The sequence below is a fragment of the Streptomyces sp. NPDC057963 genome (assembly GCF_042887155.1).
In the GTDB taxonomy this organism is placed as follows: Bacteria; Actinomycetota; Actinomycetes; order Streptomycetales; family Streptomycetaceae; genus Streptomyces.
This window is the reverse complement of sequence record NZ_JBHVPX010000005.1, coordinates 66,970-87,992: the sequence shown is the minus strand read 5'-3', so window position 1 is coordinate 87,992 and position 21,023 is coordinate 66,970. Positions and strand designations below refer to the sequence as shown.

Genomic DNA, 21,023 nt, shown 5'->3' with positions numbered 1-21,023 from the left:
CCTGCGCACACGGCTCCGGAGGCCCCTTGGACTCCGGGTAAAGCAGCAGGTAGCAGCATCGCCCTTGGCAGTCCCCATCGGTCGCCTCCCTTTACCGGGCCCTGGCCGAAGCCGAGGCCGCCACGGTGGACGACGGCCTGCCGCTCAGGCCCAAGTCCGTACGCATCCGCCGCCCCGAGGACCCGCTCACCCCCGAAGAGATCGACCTCCGCGAACGCCTCCAGGCCCAGTCCCACCCGAACGCGGAGACCCGCAGCCAGCGACCATGATCAAGGGCTTAGCGCCAACGGCTGTACCGATGGTCCCCAAGGCCGATTCCGAAACGGTGGAGGCATGGCCATGCCCCTCTCGAATGTCGCGGCTCGTCAGGTGGATCCTGATGTCACGGGGGCCATGCAAGCGGGTCGGGTGAGGCTGGCCGGGTCGGCGTCGGCCGTGTTGATGCAGCCGACTACCTCGTGCAATCTCTGCTGCCTGCCTGCCCGATCGGAAGGTAGCGCGGCATATGAGTGTGGAGGTCGCCGAGGCCGTGGCGACCGGCGTCCGGGAGTGGTCCAGACGGCATCCGGTGAGCGTGGCGTGGCACGGCGGGGAACCGCTGGCGGTGGCCCCGGCCCACTTCCGTTCCCTGGTGGCACCTTTCGGGCCGGGTGAGACGCATTCCGCGGCTCATAAGGTGACGACGAACGCCACCCGTATCAACGATGCGTGGTGCGAGGTGTTCGCGCAGGTCCCCGTCCAAGTGACCGTGAATATCGACGGCCCTGGTGAGGCGAACGCCTCACGGACGGACTGGGCGGGACACCCGAGCACGAGCAGGCCATGCGCGGCATCGATGCGCTGCGACGCGCTGGTACCGGCTTCAACGTCATCGCGGTGGTGTCCGACCTGTCTGTAGGAGCAGCTGGTCGCCTGTACCGTTTCGCCTGCGGACTGGGCTGCGAAAGCCTGTCCGTGAACCCGGCCGTGAACCTGGCCGAGAAGAAGGGCGTGTACGCGGGCAGGCAGTTGCCACAGACCGGGTCCGTCGCCTTCTGGCAGGAATTGGCAGCCAGCTGGCAGGCCGACCCGCGTATCCGTAGCAGGGATCTCGACCACACCTACACCTACATCCGCGAGGAGCTCTCCGGAGCCGCGGCACAGCGTGCCGATCGTCCGATCAAGCCCCTGCCCCTGGTGCCCTGGGACGGTCACTACCTTCCTGTCGGCGCGGAACTCGCCGGGTTCCGTTCACCCCACCACGGTCCGTTCACCGCCGGCAACGTCCTGGACACTCCGCTGACCGCCCTCGCAGCCCGCGCGGAGCGGACGATGACTCCCGTTCGAACCGCGCTTTCGTCGACACGTGCCGCTTCGGACGCCCCGGAAGGTCGTGGAGATTCTCGGTGTCACCTGCTTGGCGCCGGTCGTGGTCCGTCCCTGAGGGGCTGCCGCTTCGTCCCGGCCCCCGGCCCCCGGCGCACGGCGGGGCCGGGACGAAGCGGCAGCGGGCGGTCAGCCGCTCTGCTTGACGCAGGTCCGGTCGTGTGCAGGCAGCTTTCCGGTGGCCAGGTACCGGTTGACCCCATTGTCCACGCAGGCGTTGCCGTACTGGCCGTAGAGTGCGTGCCGGTTGGCGCCCTTGAGGGTGAGCAGCTTGGAGCTCGGCAGCAGGCTGTGCAGTGCCACGCTGCCCGTGTACGGGGTGCGCGGGTCACCGGTGGCTGCCACGATCAGTGCCGGGACGTCGTGACGCACCTGGGTGGGCTTCTCGCGAGGCCGGTCCCAGAAGGCGCACGGCCCTATGTTGTTGGTGAAGGGGCCGAACAGCGGGTGCGCGGCGCGGCTGCGTTCGATGTCCCGCCAGTAGCTCTCGGGGTCGCGCGGGACGGAGACATCGCCGCAGAGGATCGCGGACTGCGCACTGCCGTTGCGTGACCCCTCGCTGGTAAGCACGCCCCGCAGCATCGCGGCGAACTGCGGTGACAGCCGGGTAGGTTGCCCTGTTGCGGCCTTGGCGAGTACGGACATCTGCTCCCCGGCCGCCGCTCGTGCTTCCTCGGTGTCGTCCGCGGTACCGGCGAAGACCACGAAGGGTACCTGGGTGTCGTCCAGCCGGAATGCATCGGCGCCGGTTCCGACGGTCAGCGGGTGGCGCGCGGAGGCCGCGACGACCCGGTTGATCGTGGCGAGCACCTGTCCGCGCGTGCGGCCGAGACCGTAGACGCTGTGACGCCGCGCCGCCCAGGTGGCCCAGTCGGCGAGGGCCTGCTCGTTCTCGCGCTCCACGCCGCGCATCAGCCGCGGGTTGTAGCGACGCGGATCCAGTGCCCCGTCGAGGACCACCCGGTCGTAGCGGCCGGGGAACAACTGGGTGTAGACCGTGCCCAGGTAAGTGCCGTAGGACCAGCCCAGGTAGGAGACCTTGCGCTCGCCGAGCGCGCCCCGGACGACGTCCATGTCGCGGGCCGTGTTGCGCGTGGTGACGTACGGCAGTACGGACGCGTTGGTGGCCCGGCACTTGTCGGCCAGGCCCTTCTGCAGGGCGACCTGACGCTCGAAGCCCGCCCGGCTGCGACCGGCCGAGAACAGGGAGGAGCCGACAGGCCAGTCGCAGTCGAGCGGGTTGCTGCGGCCGACGAAACGCGGGTCGAAGCCGATGACGTCGTAGCGTGCACCGGTCTCCTTCATCATCTGGCGAACGAGCGGGGAGTAGCCGAGGCCGGGTCCGCCCGGCCCTCCGGGGTTGAACAGCAGCGAGCCGAGCCGGTGACGGGTGTCGGTGGCAGTGAGCCGGGATATCGCGACCTTGAGGGTGCGTCCCCGGGGGTCGGCGTAGTCGAGCGGGACGGTCACGTCGGCGCAGCGTGCGCCGGCCTTCTCCAGCTCATGGCCTGTGGCGTCGTCCGGGCCCAGGACACAACTGCCCCAGTCGAGACGCTGGTGGTAGTAGCGTTCGAGGCCCGCCCCGGCCGTCACCGCTCCGCCGTCACGGTTCGCGGCTGTCGCCGTCGCTCCGGGCAGCGCGGTGAAGCAGGCGGTGAGGGCGAGGCCCACGGCCGAGGCGCGGCGCACGGCTGCGCTGATGGGGGTCACACGGTCTCCTTGAGTGGGTGCCTGAGGTGGAGCGGTACATGAGGTGGTGGCGAGAAGAGCGAGGCGGTCCGACCCGACCGGGGCCCCACCGGACCGACGGCTCCGAGAATCCGGCGGCTGGGCCGCACGCCCGGGTACCGGCGTGCCGGGCCCGGCCCACCAGTGGGGCGGATCGGACCGGCGGGGCCGCAGAAGACAAGTCAGGGAATGCGGAGGGTGTCCTCAGCCGCCCTCTGCCTCGTTCGTGCTTGCCATGGGGCCAGCCTTTCACTGCACCTGACACCGTGTCATCGTCTCCCGGTAGTACCGTGCGCATACGTCAGTGGTCCTAGCCGGCCCATGGGACAGGGCGTCGGGGCGTACGCCGGGGGCCGCGGTCCCACCGGATACGACAGTTGCCCCCGGCGCAGGGCTTAGCCGCGCGCGGCCTCTGCCGCGGAGCGACTCCGCTCCGGTCCGCTGCCGCTACAACGCTCTCGGCGACCGCTGCCGAGCCGGAGGCCGCCACGGCGATCCAGTCCTGCTACGGCAGCGCGCAGAACTGCACGGCCAAGGCCTACCCCGGCCAGGACACGGTGCACTGGCCGTACACCGGCTACGCCCGTACTACTGTCAACTGCGCCGACATCAACGTCAAGACCGACTACGACCGCAGGGTCAGGGTCTGCTTCGCGCCCAAGAACACCTGCAACGCCTACCGGTTGGCCAAGAAAGGGCAGTGGACGGTCGCCGCCTCCGACGTCTGGCCAAGAAAGGGCAGTGCCTCCGACGTCCTCGACGGCTCCGGCTTCTACATCCAGTTCACCGGTGGCGACAACGGGACGGGGCAGATCGCCTGCTGAGTCCGGAGCCGCCGCGACGCCGGGGAACCCGCCGTCCGCACACCGGACGGCGGAGCCCCGGACGCCCGGCACGGGCGCGGGTGCGCACGCACGGCACGTCCGGAACCGCCGCACAACAACCCGTGTGATCGCGCCGCGAAGCCGGTCCTGAGGTGAAACCGGCCTCATGGCGCGGCTGGACACAGCCGAGGCGGTCACCCGGCCGGGCAGGTCACGCGGCCGTCCGGGAGTGGGGTTTGCCCTCCTCGCCCCCGGCCGCGTCATGGTGGATGGGCACCCCGGAGTCCGTCAGCGGCAACCCCGTCCCGCCCCGTCGCAGCGCGACGATCTCCGCCGTGATGGACAGGGCGGTCTCCTCGGGGGTGCGGGCACCGAGATCGAGGCCGACCGGCGAGCGCAGGCGGGCCAACTCCCGTTCGTTGATACCGGCTTCGCGCAGGCGACGGCTGCGGTCCTCGTGAGTGCGACGCGATCCCATCGCACCGACGAACGCGACCGGCAGCCGCAGGGCCGTCGTCAGCACCGGGACGTCGAACCTGGTGTCATGGGTGAGTACGCACAGAACGGTCCGTTCATCGGTTTCGGTGCGCAGGAGGTAGCGGTGCGGCCAGTCGACCACGAGCTCGTCGGCGTCGGGGAAGCGGGCGCGAGTGGCGAAGACGGGCCGGGCGTCGCACACGGTCACGTGGTAGCCGAGGAACCTGCCCGCCCGTACGAGTGCCGTCGCGAAGTCCACGGCACCGAAGACGATCATCCGGGGCGGTGGCACCCTCGACTCCACGAACAGCGTCACACCGTCCCGGCAGCGCGACCCGTCCTCCGCGATCTCGACCGTGCCCGTGCGGCCCGTGTCCAGCATCGCACGTGCCTCCGCCGCCGCTGTCCGGTCCAGGTCCGGATGCCCGCCGAGGCCGCCCTCGCAGGATCCGTCGGAACGGACGAGCAGTGCCCTGCCGAGCAGGTCGCCCGGTCCTCGGGCCACCCGGGCCAGGGCCACCGCCTCCTTGCGGGCGGCGGCCGACACCCCGACCCGCAGTGCCGGCGCCTGCGCACGCACCGGCGTGACGAGGACGTCGATGACGCCGCCGCAGGTGAGTCCTACCGCGAAGGCGTCGTCGTCGCTGTAGCCGAACCGTTCGCGTACCGTCCGGCCGTCCTGGAGCGCCTGGACACACAGCTCGTACACCGCTCCTTCCACGCACCCGCCGGAGACGGAGCCGATCACGGTTCCGCGGGCATCGACGGCCAGCGCCGCGCCGGGCCCCCGTGGCGCGCTGCCGTCGACGGCCACGACGGTGGCGACGGCGAAGTCCAGGCCCTCCTCGACCCAAGGACTCAACTCCTCGGCGATGTCAAGCACGCGGCTCACCCCGTTCAGCGCGACGGCGCGCTGCGTCCGCGGCGCCCAGGACACGGTCCGGACGGATCGGCAGGTCCCGGTGGCGTTCACCGGTCGCGTGCCACACCGCGTTGGCGATCGCGGCGGCGACACCCACGACACCGATCTCACCGATTCCCTTCATCCCGACCGGGTCGCCCGGGACGGGATCATCCACCCAGTCCGCCTCGATGTGCGGCACGTCGGCGTGCGCCGCGAAGTGGTAGCCGGCGAGGTCGGCGCCCACATGCCCGCCGGTGGCCCCGTCCCTGATCGCCTCCTCGTGGAGGGCCATGGACAGCCCCCAGGTCATGCCGCCGATGAACTGGCTGCGGGCGGTGAGCGGGTTGACGATGGTGCCCGCGGCGAAGATGCCGAGCAGCCGCCGCACCCGCACCTCACCGGTGGTGACGTCCACCGCGACCTCGGCGAACTGCGCCCCGAAGGAATGGCGTTCCTTCTTCTCCAGCGCGCCGACGGCCTCGGCGGTGTTCGAGCGGGTGGTGATTCCCTCGGGCGGAATGCCGCCTCCGAGAGCCAGCCGCTTCACCAGTTCGTCCGCCGCCAGCGTCACTGCCCAGGCCCAGGAGCGCGTCCCCATGGAACCGCCGGCGATCATCGCCGGCCCGAGGTCACTGTCCGCGATGCGGACACGGACGCGGTCCGGAGCCACCTTCAGTGTGTCCGCGGCGACCAGAGCCATCGCGGTCCGTGCCCCGGTGCCGATGTCCGCCGCGTTGATCCGCACCGTGAAGGTTCCGTCCGCCTCCGCGGTCACGGCCGCCGTGGACGGGCCGACCCCCGAGGGGTAGGTGGCCGCCGCCGTTCCGGTCCCGAGCAGCCAGCGCCCCTCGCGGCGCACTCCGGGACGCGGGTCCCGGTCCGCCCAGCCGAACCTGCGGGCCCCCTCCTCGAAGCAGGCGAGCAGATTGCGACTGCTGAACGGCAGGCCGGACACCGGACCCGCGTCGGGCTCGTTGCGTACGCGCAATGCGATCGGGTCCACGCTGCACTTCTCGGCCAGTTCGTCCAGGGCGGATTCGAGCGCGAACGATCCCGGTGCCTCGCCCGGCGCACGCATCCAGGACGGGGTCGGCACGTCGAGCCGGACGAGCCGGTGAACGGTGTGATGCGCGTCGGCGTCGTACATCACCCGCCCCAGCACGGCGCTCGACTCGATGAACTCGTGCACCGTCGACGTCAGACTCTGCGCGTGGTGGTCGAACGCGCGCAGTCGGCCGTCGGCGTCGGCACCGAGCCTGATCCGCTGTGCGGTCGGGCTGCGAAAACCGACGAGGGAGAACATCTGACGGCGGGTCAGTACGACGCGGACCGGACGGTCCAGCACGGTTGTGGCCATCACGGCGGCCACCTGGTGCGGGCCGACACCCTTCGATCCGAAGGCGCCGCCGACGTGTTCGGACCGCACGCGTACGGACGCCGGATCGAGGGAGAAGAGCGACGCGAGTTCGCCCGCCACCCAGGTGCTGCCCTGGTTGGCGTCGACGACATCGAGCCGGCCGTCGACCCAGCGAGCCGTCGCGGCATGCGGCTCCATCGGATGGTGGTGCTCCTCCGGAGTGGTGTATTCCTCGTCCACGACGACGGCGGACTCCTCGAGCCGGGCCGCCACGTCGCCCTTGGTCGTCTCGGCCTCGACCATCGGATTGCTCTCCGGCGTGTACGCATCGGTGCGTCCGGCGGAGAACGTGACGTCGTGCGGCTCCTCGTCGTACCGGACCAGCAGCGTCTCGGCGGCCTCCCTCGCCTGCTCGGACGTCTCGGCCACGACCAACGCCACCGGCCAGCCCGAGAAGGGCACACGGTCGTGCTGGAAGAGGCCGATCACCGGGTTCGGCCGCCCCAGCATGCCCACGTAATCGGTGTCGACACGCGGCGCGTTCCCGTGGTGCACCACGGTCAGTACACCCGGCATGGCCAGGACGGGGGCGTCCTCGACGGAGCGGATCCGGCCGCGGGCCACCGTCGACAGCACCAGCCAGCCGTGCGCGAGGTCGGCGAAAGGGATCTCTCCGGCGTAGCGGGCTGCACCGGTGACCTTGTCGCGGCCCTCCAGGCGGGTGTGCGCGGAGCCGATGCCCCCGGTCGACGCGGGGATCCGGGTCGTCGTGGTCATCGGGCGGTCTCCTCGGCGAGTTCGGACAGCACGGCCACGACCAGGTTGCGTATCAACGTCACCTTGTACGCGTTTCCGGGAAGCGGCTGGGCGGCGGCCAGTTCGGCGTCCGCCGCGGCGGAGAACGCCTCCGCCCGCGCCGGGCCGCCGACCAGGGCCCGCTCGGCCGCACGGGCCCGCCACGGCCGCGACGCGACCGCCCCGAACGCGAGACGCGCATCGCGTACGACCCCGTCCCGGACGTCGAGCGCGGCGGCGACCGAGCCGATCGCGAAGGCGTAGGAGGCGCGCTCGCGCACCTTCCGGTAGCGCGAACGGGCGGCGAGCGGGGCCGGTGGCAGCGTGATGGCGGTGACCAGCGCTCCCGGTGGCAGGGCGGTTTCGACGTGTGGGGTGTCGCCCACCGGAAGGAAGAGTCCGTCGATCGGCAACTCGCCCGGTCCGTCCGCCGTTTCGTAGGAGACGACGGCGTCGAACGCGGCCAGCGCGACCGCCATGTCCGAGGGGTGGGAGGCGACGCAGTGCTCGGAGGCGCCGAGAATCGCGTGGTTGTGGTGCTCGCCGGTGCGGGCGGGGCAACCGCTGCCGGGAACACGCTTGTTGCACGGCATGCTGACGTCGGTGAAGTATCCGCAACGGGTCCGCTGGAGCAGATTTCCGCCCACCGTCGCCATGTTGCGCAACTGCCCCGAGGCGCCGGCCAGGACGGCCTGCGCCAACGCCGGGTAGCGGCGCCGTACTTCCGGGTGCGCCGCGAGATCGCTGTTGGTGACGGTCGCTCCGACACAGAGCCCGCCGTCGTCCGTCACCTCGACGGTGTCGAGGGGGAGCCGGCGTACGTCGATGAGCAGCGTCGGGCGTTCCACGCCCGCCTTCATCAGGTCGACGAGGTTGGTGCCGCCGCCGAGCAGCCGGGCGTCGGGCGCAGCACCGAGCAGGGCAACCGCTTTTGCCACGTCGGAGGCGCGTTCATAGGCGAACTCCTTCACGCCGACGCCTCCTCGACGGCCTCGGCCCGAGTCTCGCGCGCCGCCCGCGCGACCGCTTGCACGATCGACACGTAGGCGCCGCAGCGACAGAGGTTGCCGCTCATCCGCTCGCGGATCTCCTCGGCGGTGAGGGCGGGTGTCCCCGCTTCGGGCCGGACGTCGTCGGTCACGGCACTCGGCCAGCCGGCCGCGTGCTCCTCGATCACCGCGAGCGCCGAACAGATCTGCCCCGGGGTGCAGTAGCCGCACTGATAGCCGTCCAGGTCGAGAAATGCCTGCTGAACCGGGTGCAGCCGGTCACCCTCGGCCACACCTTCGATCGTGGTGATCTCGCACCCCTCGGCCGCGACCGCCAACTGGAGGCAGGCAACTACCCGTTGCCCGTCGAGCAGCACCGTACAGGCGCCGCACTGGCCCTGGTCGCAGCCCTTCTTGGCGCCGGTCAGACCGAGACGCTCGCGCAGGGCATCGAGCAGGGTGGTGCGGTGGTCGACGGGCAGCGTGTACTTTTCGCCATTGATGTGCAGCGTGATGGTGCTGGACGTCGTGAGGGCGCCGGACGTCGATGGAGCCATGCTCAGCCTTCTTTCGCCTTGCGGATGCGCGTCGAACGAGACGATCCCTCCGGAACGGTCCGGGAGGGAGAGGGTGATGCAGGTCGATGAAGTTGGTGAGAGAGGCGTCGGCCGACCGCACGGGCCGGAGGGGCCGCTATGGTGAACGCAAACGGACAACTGTCCGGTAGTCGTCGAACCTAGCGGACGGCCCTTCACTCAGCAAGGCAGGGCCGGACCGCGACCGCGGGGGAGGAGGACAGGTGCGGGAGGAGAAGGGCGCGGCTCTGCGTCCGGACGCGCAGAGGAATCGCGAACGCATCCTGGAGGTCGCGCTCGTCGAGCTGACGCGGAAGGCGGACGTTCCGCTGAGCGCGATCGCGAAGCAGGCCGGGGTCGGGCAGGGGACCTTCTACCGGAACTTCCCCCACCGCGAGGCCCTCGTGCTGGAGGTCTACCGCTACGAGATGCAGCAGGTCGCCGATACCGCGGTCGAACTGCTCCGCACCCGGGCGCCCGATCACGCGCTGAGGGAATGGATGGACCGGCTGGCCCAGTACGCCATGGCCAAGGCCGGTCTGGCCGACGCGCTGCGCAAGACCACCAGCAGGTACGGCGGCCTCGCCCAGTTGGGGCACGGTCCGGTGACCGGGGCGGTCACGCTGCTGCTGAACGCGAACGAGGAAGCCGGCACCATCCGTCCGGGCCTGACCCCCGACGACTTCGTGCTTGCCATCGCCGGGCTCTGGCAGATCGACCCGCACGGCGACTGGCGGCCCCGGGCGAAGCGCCTGCTGGACCTGGTGATGGACGGGCTGCGGGTGGGGGCGCCGGGAGCGCGCGAGGCCGCAGCGGGCGGTTCCGACGCGGAGGAGGGACGGCCCGGGTGACGAGGCGGGCCCGAGTGCCGGATTCCGGCACTCCGGGGTCCGGCCGGGCTGCCGGGATCCGCCTCGACGGGGACGTCACGAGGGGGGCGAACGTGACGAGGGGGAGTCGATGCGAACCGGCGGATGGGCACTGTGTGCCGTCCGGCCTCCTTGCCTCTCCGGATGCGGCACGGTCATGCTCTTGTTCGGGGAGAGACTCGCCCGTGCGGCCGATCACACCGCAGTCGCCGACCGCCGTTGCCGAGGAACGGACGGGGACGCCGCTTCAGCCGACGGCCGTGCGACGTGGGGCGCTCGCTGCGGCTCCGCGGCGAGCCCGGCAGGGCCCGGCACGCGCCGACGACGTGATCCCGGCCGGGCGGACGCCGGGAACCGGTGAGGTGCGCGACCGGGTTGCCGACGCGGGGCACAGTACGCAGGACAGCACCGGCACCAGCAGGCAGAATCTCCGTGGCACCACCGACCCGGACTGAGGGCCGCGATGCTCCGGCAGAAGACAGGACCGGTCGCCAACCGGCTGCCGGGCGGGACCCACAGAAACGTCGTGATGGCGGGCCACATCGGGCGTGTGGTGCTCTCGGTCCGCCTGAGCGCCCCGTACGCCGTCATCGCCTGCGTCGTGGTGCTTCTGGTGACACGTCCCGCGCTGCCGCAGCCGGTGGGACACACACTCGGCGCCGCGCGGGCGGGCTGGCTGCTGATCGCCGCAACACCCGCCTTCGAGACATGGGTGCGGTGCGTCGGCGGATCCTCAACAGGCGCAGGGCGGCATGGCTGTCGGAGCAGTCCCTGAGGCAGGCGGCCGAGGAGCTGACCGAGGAACTTTCCTTCGTGTACGGGCAGGACGAGCGCTGGAAGCAGATTCGGGACCCGGAACCCATCGGTCACCTGGCCTGTCCCGGACCGGCCGCCCGACCTCCGACTGGGCTCCCCCTCACGGTACTTCGTGAGAACGACCGGGCAGCGTCTGGTCGTCCTGGGGAGCGCCGGTGCGGGCAAGTCGGTTCCGGCGCTGCGCCTCGCGCACGGACTTCCCGACGCCCGTGCTCGCTCCGGGGACGGACCGGTGCCGCTCCTCGTCCCAGTCGCGTCCTCGGACCCGCGCAAGGGCCTCTTCGGCTGGATGGCCGAGCAGTTGGCGGACGAGCATCCCGGTGCGTGCACACCGGCGGACCGGTTGGTGGGTGAGGCGGGGCGCACGCGGAGGAATGAGCCGCAGTGCTGGAATAGCCCCATGGCCGATACACCGTCCCACCCCGGTACGCCCGTCATTCCCGACAGCGATACCGACTTGATCATTGTCGGCGGCGGCCCCGCCGGCTGCGCCGCCGCGCGCATGGCCGCCGGCGTCGGCATGCGCTCCGTCCTGATCGAGCCGGACATCCTGTGCCGCAACCTCTACCGCATCCCGGCACTCAACAACGTCCTCGGCGGCCACACCAGCGGCCCCGAACTCGCCGACTCCATTACCACCGAGCTGAAAAGCACCGAACCGTGCCGCCTCGAACTCGGCCGCCACGTCACCCGCCTCCGCGCCCATGACGACCACGTTGCCGTCACCCTGGACACCGGCGCCCGCCTCACCGCCCCGTACGCCGTCGTCGCCACCGGCGTCGGACCCCTCCAGCCTGCGGACGTCCCCTGGATCACCGACTTCACCAACCGCGCACTGCCCCCGCTCCGGCAAGCAGACGCGGACGACATCCAAGGCCGCACCCTGCTTGTCCTCGGCGGCGACCGCCCGATCGGCACCTTCCTCCGCGCCCACCCGACCGCCGACACCCGCCTCCTCGTCGCCCACCCGGAGTACGACGACTACAAAGTCGAGGAGATCCGCGACGACCCCCGCGTCATGCTCCTTCCCACCAGGCACCTGAGCCTGCGCACGTCGGAGGGCGCGGTCACGGCCGAAATCGTGGACCGGTCCGGCAACCAGCGGACACACACGTCCGATGCTGCCTTCCTCAGCATCGGAAGCGCCCCGGTCTCCCCGCCCGGCGACCTCGTCCGCGACGAAGCCGGGTACTGTCCCCCTGCCGATCAGCATCCCCGCGTCATGGTTGCCGGAGACCTGCGATCGGCCCGCTACCAGCGCATCATGACCGCCCTCGGCTCAGGCAGCGAAGCCGCTCTCCGCGCCTACTACGCCGCACAGGAACTCCGGATGTGAGGATCCCGGGCGGGTCCATGACCGGTCCCGGCGCGGCGGCCACCGGGTCCGCCATTGGTCCGCGCGCCCGCCTGGTTCCATCGTGGGTGCGAGCGGACCGCTGCGGTCACCCTTGTCGCAGACGGTGGATGGTGTCGGGCCCGTCGCGGCGGCTGCTGCTGCTGCGGGCGCTCACCAAGCGACGGCGGTCCTCCGGCTGCCAGAGCCGCACCTCGGCACGCGCTCGGCATCCCCGTCGCGGGGGGCGCGTAGAGGGCACTCCGAAATTCCAGAGACAGTTTCAGCGATACCTGTCGCAACAGTCAGAACGCGCCGATCAACAAGAAAAACAGTCGATCAAAATAAAACAACTGACATCGCAATGTGACCCGCAGAGCCGATTGGGTGTCGATGCTTTCGATGTGATTTTCTTTTCGCGTCTCGGTTCCGGGCATATATATCGGATTACGGTGTGAGTGCGTGGCGAGGGCACACAGAGTCGCGTTAGTGTCGCGATCGAGAGGAGGCCTGGGCCGGGATCGAGGACCCTGCGAACCGAGCCCCCTTCAGTATTCCGTCCAGACATGAGATCCCGAAGGGGAAGCACATGCCTTCCGATATGCGATCCGGAGCGCCGTGGCGCCTCGGGGCGTCGATGACGGTAACAACGGGGGTGGGGATTTCGCACGGCTCCGTGCCTGCATTGTCACGTTCGACCCGGTGGCGTGTTCGCGCTGCTCGGCCTCTGCGTGAGTACAGGGCACGGCGTCCTGGCGGGACCGTGGGGCCCGGGGGCCTCGGGAGTGGCCGCTTGGGTGTGCCGGGGCACCCGGTTCTCCTGCCTGCGGGCACGGCTCTCCTGCCCGCGGGCACGAACGGACTGACTCCGGCTCAGGAGTCCTCTCGTCACGAGGTGCCGTGGGTCGCGACGAGCCCCGTGCTGCGCGCCGGAATGTGCCCCTGCCGGAAGCGGAGAAATTGAGACCAGATATCGGACGGGTGTCTCCCCGGTGCTCCACCGCGGAGACAGCCTGGGCAGCGATGGTGGAGGGGGAAGGGATGCATGCCCAGCCGGACAGGCGCACGTGCGGTTTCTGCGGGAAGGAACTGCCTGAGGTCAGCGGGCCCGGGCGGCGCCGCTCGTACTGCGACAACGGGTGCCGAAGGCAGGCGCAGCGACGCCGGGAGCGAGAGAGGCCGCGCATCGGCGAGGACCGGCGATCGCTGGGCCAGGAGATCGCGGCCGAGGTGCACCGGCTCGCGGGCTCCCTCACGGAGGCCGCGTACGCGGGGGAGGACCTTGCCGAACTGGTCCAGCGCGCCCGCACGGTGGAGAACGAGATCGTGTGCTTCCTGGCCGCGGTGGTTCGGGAGAACCGTGCCCGGGGTGCGAAATGGGAGGACGTCGCGAAGGCCATGAACGTGACGGCCGAGACAGCACGCGGCAAGTGGAACTCCGACCGCGTCCGACGCCTGCTTGACCACCGGGCGGCCGCGCAGAGAGCGGTGCCGATACCCGGCCCACGAGTGGTTGCTTCCCTTCAGGGGGAGGGCTACGGGCCGGCGCGCGAGCCCGGTGCGACACCCGGGACGGCGGGACGCCGGCTCGCCGCAGCACTCTCTCAGCTCCAGCGGGAGAGAGGCATCAGCATCCGCGCACTGGCGGACCACACCATGCTCTCCCCCTCCTTCATCTCCCGGATCCTGTCGGGCGAGCGGCTTCCTTCATGGGACCTGGTATGTCACATGTGCAGCGTCATGGGGCAGGAACCGCGGGACCTGCGCCTGCTGTGCGAAGTGGCCCACGGCATCACGCAACGTCCGCGGCAGACGGCGACCGAGCACATCGCCTCCTTGAAGGCCGCACTGCGGGGGCTCCACCTGGCCGCGGCCAGACCGACTCCCCAGCAGATCCAGCGACGCAGCAACGGCAAAGTGCCCGCCCGCGTCGTCACCCAGGTACTTCGAGGAGAACTGGTCCCGGAATGGGAGACGCTGGGAGCCCTCGTCATCGCGCTGGGCGGCCAGGCCGCCGACCTGAAACCCTTGTGGGAAGCCGTCCACTACAGCTTCCTGATGACGGACGACCCATCCGTCACCGATCTCGCCGCCGACCCGGCAGCAAACTGATGGTGGGACCAACGAGATGACGACGACACACCGCTCCATACGTTCCCAGGCCGACAACTACCCGCGCCCTGCTCGCCGGGCCGTCGGTGGCCGGGCTGCGGTGATGGCGTTTCACGCGTTCCGCGCCCTCTACAAGGAGAGCTATCTCGCCTACGCGACGGCCCGTCTGGGATCCCGTCAGTCGGCCGAAGAGGCAGTCGAGGACACCCTGACCGCGCTCGCGGTCAACTGGTCCAGCGCGCTGGGCTGCTCGCATCCGGCTGCCGTGGCCTGGCAGCTGCTCTGCGAACACGTGGACCACGCGGGAAAGGACACGCCACTACTGCCGCCGTGCTGTTGCCGCCACCGCTGCGTGAGCGACGCACTCATGCTGCGCGTCCAGTTGCGGATGGATACCGCAACGGCGGCAGAACTCATGGGACTCTCGCACAGCGAATTCCTCGCCGCACTACGCGGAGCGAACGAGCCAGGACTCGGCCGGTGCCCCTGTCGCACACCAGGACGATGCGAAACGGGGCAGCCGCCTTGACGCGCGCCGATTTCACTTCCCCGAGCCCCGCAAACGCTCCGCACGCCTCCCCCTCAGCCGTTCGTGGTCTCGTGCCCGCGCTGAAATCCCACTAGGCTTTCGGCTTCCGAGCGGGCCGACCGCGGCCGCGCTGTGACTGCCGGGGGACACATGCGGGCCGAGAGCGGACTTCCGTACGGAGTGGATGTCCGGACACCGAGCGTCGCGCGGATGTACGACCATCTGCTGGACGGCAAGGACAACTTCGCAGCGGACCGCACCGCCTGCGCCCACCTCTTACAGCAGGTGCCGAGCATGAAGGCGCTTGCCCTCAACAACCGCGCATTTCTCAGGCGAGTGGTCGGTGTGCTGGCCAAGGACTACGGGATCAGGCAGTTCATCGATCACGGGTCCGGGCTGCCCACTCAGGACAATGTGCATCAGATCGCCCAGCGAGTCGACGACCGTTCCCGCGTCGTGTACGTGGACACCGATCCGACCGTGCGAAGCGTGGGCGGCGCGCTGCTGGAGACCAACGACCGGACCGCGGTCCTCCAGGCGGACATGCGGAACACGGACATGATCTTCGACAGCCCCCAGGTGGATCGTCTGATCGACTTCGGTGAACCCGTCGCGGCACTGTTCGTGTCCGTGCTGCACTGCATTCCGGACGAGGACCGGCCCCTGGACCTGATCAGGGACGTCAAAGCCCGGCTTCCCAGCGGCAGCGTGATGGTCATCTGCCAGCTCGTCAGCGAGCGCCCGGAAGTTCGCGACGGTGTCTCCGACTTCATGGACCGGGAGACCCACGGGCACTGGGGCCGGGTCCGCACCCGATCCGACGTCAGGTCCTACTTCGGGAAGAACGACCTCACCGTCCTGGACCCCGGCCTTGTCGAAGTGTCTCAGTGGCGGCCCGACCGGACCGCGGCCGCCCCGCCGCAGCTCAGCTTCGAGTGGGAAGAGTTCGGTGGAGTCGGCCTGGTGTCCTGACCGGTAGTCGGTCAAGGGCGGTTTCGGGCGAGTTCATCTCGCCGGTCCTCCAGCAGCGTCAGGGTCTGCGCAGCAGGATTGGCCATCGCGGACAGACCGTTGATGCGGGAGCGGTAGCGCTCCGCCTCGCCCTCGCCCTCAACGCACCGCGCGTTCTCACTCTGCTCCAAGTACACGAAGTCGGTAAGGAGCGCGTCCGCGAACCTCAGATGGACGATCGGATGCCCCACCGCTCCCACCGTCCCGATGGCCAGCGGCGCGATATGCAACTTGATCCGGTGCCGCAGATCCCCCTGGAGAATGCCGATCAAGTGCTCGATCTGCCGGTACATCACTCCCGGACTGCCGACGGGGCGGCGCAGCACGTCCTCGTCCATGACCGCGACCAGGACCGGCGGTTCCTGTGACCGCTCGAACATGGACAGCCGGCTCGCCCGGGCCCGCGCCCTCGCCTCGATCTCACGCTGATCCGAGTCGGGGAACCCGGCCCGGATCACAAGCTGGGCGTATTCCTCCGTCTGCAGCCAGCCCGGGACCAGCTGCGGCTCGTAGGACATGATCCGCTGAGCCGCCGGCTCCAACGCGAGCAGCGGCTGCACCCACCGCGCGATACAGGAGCCGTACGCCTCCCAGACGTCCGGGCGCTCACCCTCGGCCGCGACCGACAGCGCGTGGGAGACCTCGCCCTCGTCGGCCACACCGCACACCCGCAGCAGAGCGGCGGCATGATGCCCGGCGTTCTCCGTCCGATCCCCGCTCTCCAGTCGGCTCACCGTCGACCCCGACGTACCGATGTGCCGTGCTGCGGCCTTGCCGGTGATGCCGCGGCTGCTGCGGCAGCGCCGCAGGTGCTCACCCAGAGCCCTGCGATGCGCTGCCGCCCCGAGATACGGACGTGGCTGGAACCCCCGTATGGACGGAATCCCCGTGTGCTGGCCAGCCATGCCGAAACCTCCCCTGGGCCGATGTCTGAGGCGACAGTATGTCAGCGCATTCAGCCGGGGACAGCCAATGGGGAGAGTCTGACTGTGCGTCTACAGGACAAAGTCGAAATCACCCTCCTTCACGCCCAGGAGGAACGCCTCAGCCTCGGCAGGTGTGTAAACCAGCGCGGGACCCGACGGGAACCGTGAGTTTCGCACCGCCATTCCTCCATCCTCCAGACGGGCGACCTCGACGCAATTCCCCGCCGCATTGCTCCGAGCACTCTTCCGCCACACCACGCCCTCGATCCTGTCGGCACTGACACCATTGACCTGCACCATCGCGACCACTCCGATTCCTGACGATCACGCACCCCGCCTCCGCGCCACCGCGAAAGCAGAACAGCTGTACGACAGGATGCGTGCTGAAATTTCAGCTGTACTTGCAGGAACGAGCATTAACGCCCTGGGTAGCGGGACAAAATGCGGTGAGCGCACTGCACGCGCCCACGACCGGGAGACGGGTATGCCTGAAACGCACAGCCAGCACCGCGGCGAGCAGGCTCCGCGCAGCCATCAGCCACCCGGACCGGCCGACCTCGCCCCACATCTCAGCCTCGGCGCGCCTCCCTTCGCAGCACACCGCATCCAGAACACCACCTCCTGCCTGAAGGAAGCCCGGCAGTTCACCGCAGAGGTGCTGCATCGCTGGAACTTGGACCTCGTACGCGAGGACACCGTCCAGATCGCTTCCGAGCTCGTCGCCAACGCGGTACGCCACGGGCGCCGCCGCACACCCCTGCCCGACGGGAGCTCCCCGGCCGTCTGGCTCGCACTCACCCGACGTCCTCAGACACTGCTGTGCATCGTCTATGACCCGAGCCCACGCCGACCGCACCTCACTCTGCCCGCACCCCTGTCCGAACGCCACCGCGGTCTCCCCATCGTCAGAGCCCTGAGCGAGGACTGGGGATGGAAACCGTCCGGCCACACCGGAAAAGCCGTATGGGCCCGCGTCCCCCTGCATCCGCCGGACACACAGCACCCAGGGTCACGCATTTGACCGTTTCCAACGGCCTCTGCCTCTTGCCGGCCACGCAGCCCGGCGCTCGGTCCTGATCGTGGGGTCGGCCTGGATCCCCCGCTGTGTCGGCCGGCTGCCGGTGGTCTTGCGTGCGATGGACAGCTGGCGATTGACTGGGTCGGCGTCCGGCGTTCTCTGATTCCCAGACGAGGGCAGTGGGTGCGAGACAGCCGGTCCCACGGTGAGCAAAAGGTTCTGCGGGTAGAGGTCTGTATGAGGGGGAGAACTCTTCAGAGGCGCGTGGAGAGGTCGTCTGACGCGAGGTCTGGTAGGAGGGGGCGTGACTCATGGGGCGGGTGAGAGCCGATGAGCACGCGTGGGTGGCTGCGCCGGTCGGGGAAGTGGGCTCGCGTTGCTGGCAAGGTCGCGTGCGGGGTGGCCGTGACGGCTTTGGCGGTGTGTCTTGTCGTTCTGGGGTACGGGTTCGTCCGTATGGGACTCGACGGGCTGAGCGAGGCCTCCGCGATCGCCGCGCGGGGACGGTCGGTCGACGGGGTCGTTCTAGCGAAGGACAAGGTGAGCGGGCCACAGGGGAGCAGCACCAAGAGGATCGAAGTGTGTTTCACCTTGTCCGCCGGGAGGTCCTACCAGTTCTGGGAAGGCGGTGACGCGGACGTCGGCGACACGATCCGCGTCCACTACGAGCCGGGGCATCCTGAGACGGCGAGCACCCACTCCGTGATGGGCAACAGAATTGGGTACGGCATGCTGGCCTTTCTCGGGCTCGCGCTCGTGATCCTCGTGCCGCTGCTGGTACTCAGGCTCGGCTGGGAAGGTCAACGCAACATTCGGCGGGCGGTGCGGAGACGGTCGGCCCTGGAATGACGCTCCCGACGGGGGACGTCCGCGTCCCAACGCCCCCCGAGTGCCCTTCTCGCCCGCAGGACCAGCGGAGGCAGGGCTCCCCGCGACGCACGGCGCTGCCCGAAGCGAGCCGTATGCGGCACCGACATCCTCGCGGCGGGCGCCGATGACGAGAGCAGCGCCTTCCGCGGCGAGCCGTCGGGCGACGGCGAGGCCGATGCCGGCGGTGCCGCCGCCGTACCCTTGGCATTTCCAAGAACCAGCAGGGATGGGCAGTGAAACCGGGGGAGCTGATCGCGGGTCGGTACGAGTTGGTCAAGAGGCTCGGGCGGGGCGGGATGGGCGAGGTGTGGGCTGCACGGGACCGCAGTCTCCGCCGTGACGTCGCGCTCAAGCTGCTCGACCTGGGCGGGTCTGTCCACCCAGACCTGCCGCAGCGGTTCGAGCGCGAGGCGGTGGCCGCCGCGCAGATCAACCACCCGAACGTGGCTGCCCTCTGCGACCGGGGCGTCCACGAAGACATGCTGTTCCTGGTCATGGAGAAGGTCGGGGGTGCGACACTCGCCGATCACCTCCACGCCAAGAGCTCCATGACCCTGGCCCGCGCCCTGGAGATAACCAGCGAGATCTGCGCGGCCCTGATCGCCGCGCACCGGGCTCAGGTCATTCACTACGACATCAAGCCCCACAACGTCATGATCACCTCGGACGGGCGGGTCAAGGTCGTCGACTTCGGGATCGCGGGGTTCGTCCAGACCGCGTTCTCCGTGGCGCGGTCCTCGCAGCTGGAACCTGCCGGCACCGTGGAGTACGGCGCGCCGGAACAGTTCCTCGCCGAGCGCGGGGACGAGCGCTCCGACCTGTATGCACTCGGCGGGGTGCTGTTCGCCTTGCTCGCCGGTCGACCTCCCTTCACCGGTCACAACTGGCTCGCGGTCATCCGGCGCAAAGATGAAGAAGAAGCCCCACGCCTGGACGTACTCCGCCCTGACCTGCTGCCCGAAGTGACCGCGCTCGTCGCCGAGCTTCTGCGACGCGATCCCGGGCAGCGCCCCCGGTCGGCGCGGCAGGTCTACAACCGTCTCCAACAGTTGCGGTCGGCCCTCGAACCGAGGGATGCGAGCAGGCTGACTCCGCAGACCCTCATGGCTCCGCCGAGTTCCATGAGGGCCAAGGCTGCTCCCCGGATCCACGTGGCCCACATTGCGCGTCGAGACAGGTCGCTGGACAGAGGAAACTACAGGTACCACCGAATCCGCGTCTTCCTTGAAGGGGATGACGACGGCGATCTCGATCGCGTCACCAAAGTCGTTTACCACCTTCATCCGACCTTCCCCGAGCCGGATCGCGTCGTCACGGACCGGGCGACAGGGTCGAGTTGAGGATGTCGGCATGGGGAGAGTTCACGATGACGGCAGACGTCCATGTGGAAGGCCGTCAGGAGCCCTTGAGACTTGAGCGATATCTCAACTTCTGACCCTGCCGGACACCCGGTCGGGTCGTGACCCGCCCGGCGCAACCCGTCGGCGCGCGGTCACCGAAGGGCTCTGTTTCTGAGCTTGTCCGTCGAGGCGTCGAGGCCGGCTGTGAGCTGTTGGTTCGTAGCAGGCGGGGCGACGTCCAGGTTGGGGATTCCGCGGTGCCTGCGTGCGGCGAGCGGTGTGTTCTTGAGGTCGTCCAGGGCGAGAAGGCCATGCCGGCCATGCAGGTCGTGCAGGTCGTGCTCTCGGCTCAGGCGGATCGTGGAGTTGTCCGCGATGGAACCTCCGTGCCCATGGAGGTCGAGCACCGGGCCGGTGCCGCCGGCGACGCGTTTCCTGCGCAGCACCACTGTGCGACGCCGGGCGTACGACGTCGCCGCGCACCAGCGGGCTGTGCTGCCCGAGCAGTTGCTCCTGTTCCAGGGCGCCGACGCTGCCTCCGTGCCGCGGACCGTCCGGGGAGCGAGCTCTGGACGGCAATCGGACCTGACAGCGCTGCGGGCCTTGAAGGCGTCGCGGACGGACATGGAATCGTGACCCACCCGACCAGGCGCGTGCGGCAGGTCGAGTGTGTCAGGTCGAGTGTGGCAGGACAGGGAACCGGCCTGGCTGGCGTCGGCCAGGTTGCAACAGCCGGCGTCCGGCTCGGGAACCTGCTGGACACCAGGGTGTGAGACTGCACCCCCCACTTGGCAGCCGCCACCCAGGACGCCAGGGAACGGCGGTCGTGTGCGGCGCTCGGACTGACGATCGCCGTACGGGGTGTGCGAATGCCCCCGGCCTTCGCACCGGGGGCACATCGGTACGCTCGGCGGAGCCTCAGAACTGGACGGGGACCAGGACCGCCTTCGTCACGCCGGTGATCTCCGTCGGCTGCTCAGGAAGCCCGGTCGGATCGTAATCGAGCTTCAGGTACGGCGACTTGACCCAATGGCGGCACACCCCGGGGAGTAGTCCTCCCACGCGCCAGAGGGGGTTTCCCAGTAGATGTACCAGGCCACAGCACACGGGCTCCCGTGCCGTCGAGCGTGGAGTCCAGCAGCCTGGTGTGCAACCCAGCGAGCCGACTTGCTCGAAGGGGCGCAA

The 21,023-nt window shown here is 69.7% G+C and carries 20 protein-coding genes and 1 pseudogene; 12 read left to right on the top strand and 9 right to left on the bottom strand.

Translation table 11 applies throughout. From position 1 onward, the window contains the following. The first annotated feature begins 125 nt into the window (after positions 1 to 125). A complete protein-coding gene (locus ACFVT1_RS13470; protein WP_389794769.1) occupies positions 126 to 269 on the top strand; it encodes a hypothetical protein in 144 nt (47 codons plus the stop codon). Between the two features lie 1,225 nt (positions 270 to 1,494). On the opposite strand, the gene ACFVT1_RS13465 is transcribed toward ACFVT1_RS13470, so the two are convergent. Further along, positions 1,495 to 3,075, bottom strand: a complete 1,581-nt coding sequence (locus ACFVT1_RS13465; protein WP_389794767.1) for an alpha/beta hydrolase — start codon at positions 3,073 to 3,075, stop codon at positions 1,495 to 1,497. A gap of 395 nt (positions 3,076 to 3,470) precedes the next feature. Here ACFVT1_RS13465 and ACFVT1_RS13460 point away from each other — a divergent pair, with 395 nt between their 5' ends. Then, positions 3,471 to 3,917 carry a hypothetical protein gene (locus ACFVT1_RS13460; protein ID WP_389794765.1) on the top strand — a complete coding sequence of 149 codons (447 nt, stop codon included), beginning with the start codon at positions 3,471 to 3,473 and terminating at the stop codon, positions 3,915 to 3,917. 211 nt (positions 3,918 to 4,128) lie between these two features. Here the strand turns inward: ACFVT1_RS13460 and ACFVT1_RS13455 are convergent, their stop codons facing one another. The 4 genes from ACFVT1_RS13455 to ACFVT1_RS13440 are packed head-to-tail and all read right to left on the bottom strand — an operon-like array spanning position 4,129 to position 8,996. After that, positions 4,129 to 5,277 carry an XdhC family protein gene (locus tag ACFVT1_RS13455; protein WP_389794763.1) on the bottom strand — a complete coding sequence of 383 codons (1,149 nt, stop codon included), beginning with the start codon at positions 5,275 to 5,277 and terminating at the stop codon, positions 4,129 to 4,131. Beyond that, the gene (locus tag ACFVT1_RS13450) at positions 5,270 to 7,432 is read right to left on the bottom strand and encodes a xanthine dehydrogenase family protein molybdopterin-binding subunit (protein WP_389794761.1); all 2,163 of its coding nucleotides are present in this window, start codon (positions 7,430 to 7,432) and stop codon (positions 5,270 to 5,272) included. The genes ACFVT1_RS13455 and ACFVT1_RS13450 overlap by 8 nt, the downstream gene beginning before the upstream one ends. Continuing rightward, a complete protein-coding gene (locus ACFVT1_RS13445; RefSeq protein WP_389794759.1) occupies positions 7,429 to 8,421 on the bottom strand; it encodes an FAD binding domain-containing protein in 993 nt (330 codons plus the stop codon). The genes ACFVT1_RS13450 and ACFVT1_RS13445 overlap by 4 nt, the downstream gene beginning before the upstream one ends. Beyond that, a complete protein-coding gene (locus ACFVT1_RS13440; RefSeq protein WP_389794757.1) occupies positions 8,418 to 8,996 on the bottom strand; it encodes a (2Fe-2S)-binding protein in 579 nt (192 codons plus the stop codon). The genes ACFVT1_RS13445 and ACFVT1_RS13440 overlap by 4 nt, the downstream gene beginning before the upstream one ends. Positions 8,997 to 9,238: 242 nt before the next feature. On the opposite strand from ACFVT1_RS13440, the gene ACFVT1_RS13435 reads away from it, so the two are divergent. The 7 genes from ACFVT1_RS13435 to ACFVT1_RS13405 all read left to right on the top strand — a co-directional run bounded on the left by ACFVT1_RS13435 (position 9,239) and on the right by ACFVT1_RS13405 (position 15,645). Next, positions 9,239 to 9,865 carry a TetR/AcrR family transcriptional regulator gene (locus ACFVT1_RS13435; RefSeq protein WP_389794755.1) on the top strand — a complete coding sequence of 209 codons (627 nt, stop codon included), beginning with the start codon at positions 9,239 to 9,241 and terminating at the stop codon, positions 9,863 to 9,865. A gap of 203 nt (positions 9,866 to 10,068) precedes the next feature. Beyond that, positions 10,069 to 10,338, top strand: coding sequence for a hypothetical protein (locus tag ACFVT1_RS13430; protein WP_389794753.1), 270 nt, complete (start codon positions 10,069 to 10,071; stop codon positions 10,336 to 10,338). A gap of 8 nt (positions 10,339 to 10,346) precedes the next feature. Next, positions 10,347 to 10,658, top strand: coding sequence for a hypothetical protein (locus ACFVT1_RS13425; protein WP_389794752.1), 312 nt, complete (start codon positions 10,347 to 10,349; stop codon positions 10,656 to 10,658). A gap of 441 nt (positions 10,659 to 11,099) precedes the next feature. Beyond that, positions 11,100 to 12,035: an FAD-dependent oxidoreductase gene (locus ACFVT1_RS13420; RefSeq protein ID WP_389795458.1), complete on the top strand. Its 936-nt coding sequence runs from the start codon at positions 11,100 to 11,102 to the stop codon at positions 12,033 to 12,035. Positions 12,036 to 13,073: 1,038 nt separating this feature from the next. Next, positions 13,074 to 14,144 carry a helix-turn-helix domain-containing protein gene (locus tag ACFVT1_RS13415; RefSeq protein WP_389794750.1) on the top strand — a complete coding sequence of 357 codons (1,071 nt, stop codon included), beginning with the start codon at positions 13,074 to 13,076 and terminating at the stop codon, positions 14,142 to 14,144. Between the two features lie 16 nt (positions 14,145 to 14,160). After that, complete coding sequence (locus ACFVT1_RS13410) at positions 14,161 to 14,673, top strand: hypothetical protein (RefSeq protein ID WP_389794748.1); 513 nt, start codon at positions 14,161 to 14,163, stop codon at positions 14,671 to 14,673. A gap of 150 nt (positions 14,674 to 14,823) precedes the next feature. After that, the gene (locus tag ACFVT1_RS13405; RefSeq protein WP_389794746.1) at positions 14,824 to 15,645 is read left to right on the top strand and encodes an SAM-dependent methyltransferase; all 822 of its coding nucleotides are present in this window, start codon (positions 14,824 to 14,826) and stop codon (positions 15,643 to 15,645) included. Between the two features lie 11 nt (positions 15,646 to 15,656). Here the strand turns inward: ACFVT1_RS13405 and ACFVT1_RS13400 are convergent, their stop codons facing one another. Both ACFVT1_RS13400 and ACFVT1_RS13395 read right to left on the bottom strand, forming a co-directional pair. After that, on the bottom strand, positions 15,657 to 16,589 hold the full coding sequence (locus tag ACFVT1_RS13400) for a helix-turn-helix domain-containing protein (protein WP_389794744.1): 933 nt from the start codon (positions 16,587 to 16,589) through the stop codon (positions 15,657 to 15,659). Between the two features lie 90 nt (positions 16,590 to 16,679). After that, the gene (locus ACFVT1_RS13395) at positions 16,680 to 16,910 is read right to left on the bottom strand and encodes a DUF397 domain-containing protein (protein ID WP_389795456.1); all 231 of its coding nucleotides are present in this window, start codon (positions 16,908 to 16,910) and stop codon (positions 16,680 to 16,682) included. Positions 16,911 to 17,094: 184 nt separating this feature from the next. Here ACFVT1_RS13395 and ACFVT1_RS13390 point away from each other — a divergent pair, with 184 nt between their 5' ends. From ACFVT1_RS13390 to ACFVT1_RS13380, 3 genes and pseudogenes are all read left to right on the top strand, one after another. Next, positions 17,095 to 17,631, top strand: a complete 537-nt coding sequence (locus ACFVT1_RS13390) for an ATP-binding protein (protein ID WP_389794742.1) — start codon at positions 17,095 to 17,097, stop codon at positions 17,629 to 17,631. A gap of 396 nt (positions 17,632 to 18,027) precedes the next feature. Then, complete coding sequence (locus ACFVT1_RS13385) at positions 18,028 to 18,477, top strand: DUF3592 domain-containing protein (RefSeq protein WP_389794740.1); 450 nt, start codon at positions 18,028 to 18,030, stop codon at positions 18,475 to 18,477. Positions 18,478 to 18,731: 254 nt separating this feature from the next. Then, positions 18,732 to 19,933, top strand: a pseudogene (locus ACFVT1_RS13380) (protein kinase). Positions 19,934 to 19,990: 57 nt separating this feature from the next. Here ACFVT1_RS13380 and ACFVT1_RS13375 read toward each other — a convergent pair. Both ACFVT1_RS13375 and ACFVT1_RS13370 read right to left on the bottom strand, forming a co-directional pair. Beyond that, positions 19,991 to 20,464, bottom strand: coding sequence for a hypothetical protein (locus ACFVT1_RS13375; protein ID WP_389794738.1), 474 nt, complete (start codon positions 20,462 to 20,464; stop codon positions 19,991 to 19,993). 292 nt (positions 20,465 to 20,756) lie between these two features. Beyond that, complete coding sequence (locus ACFVT1_RS13370; RefSeq protein ID WP_389794737.1) at positions 20,757 to 20,900, bottom strand: hypothetical protein; 144 nt, start codon at positions 20,898 to 20,900, stop codon at positions 20,757 to 20,759. Between the last annotated feature and the right edge of the window lie 123 nt (positions 20,901 to 21,023).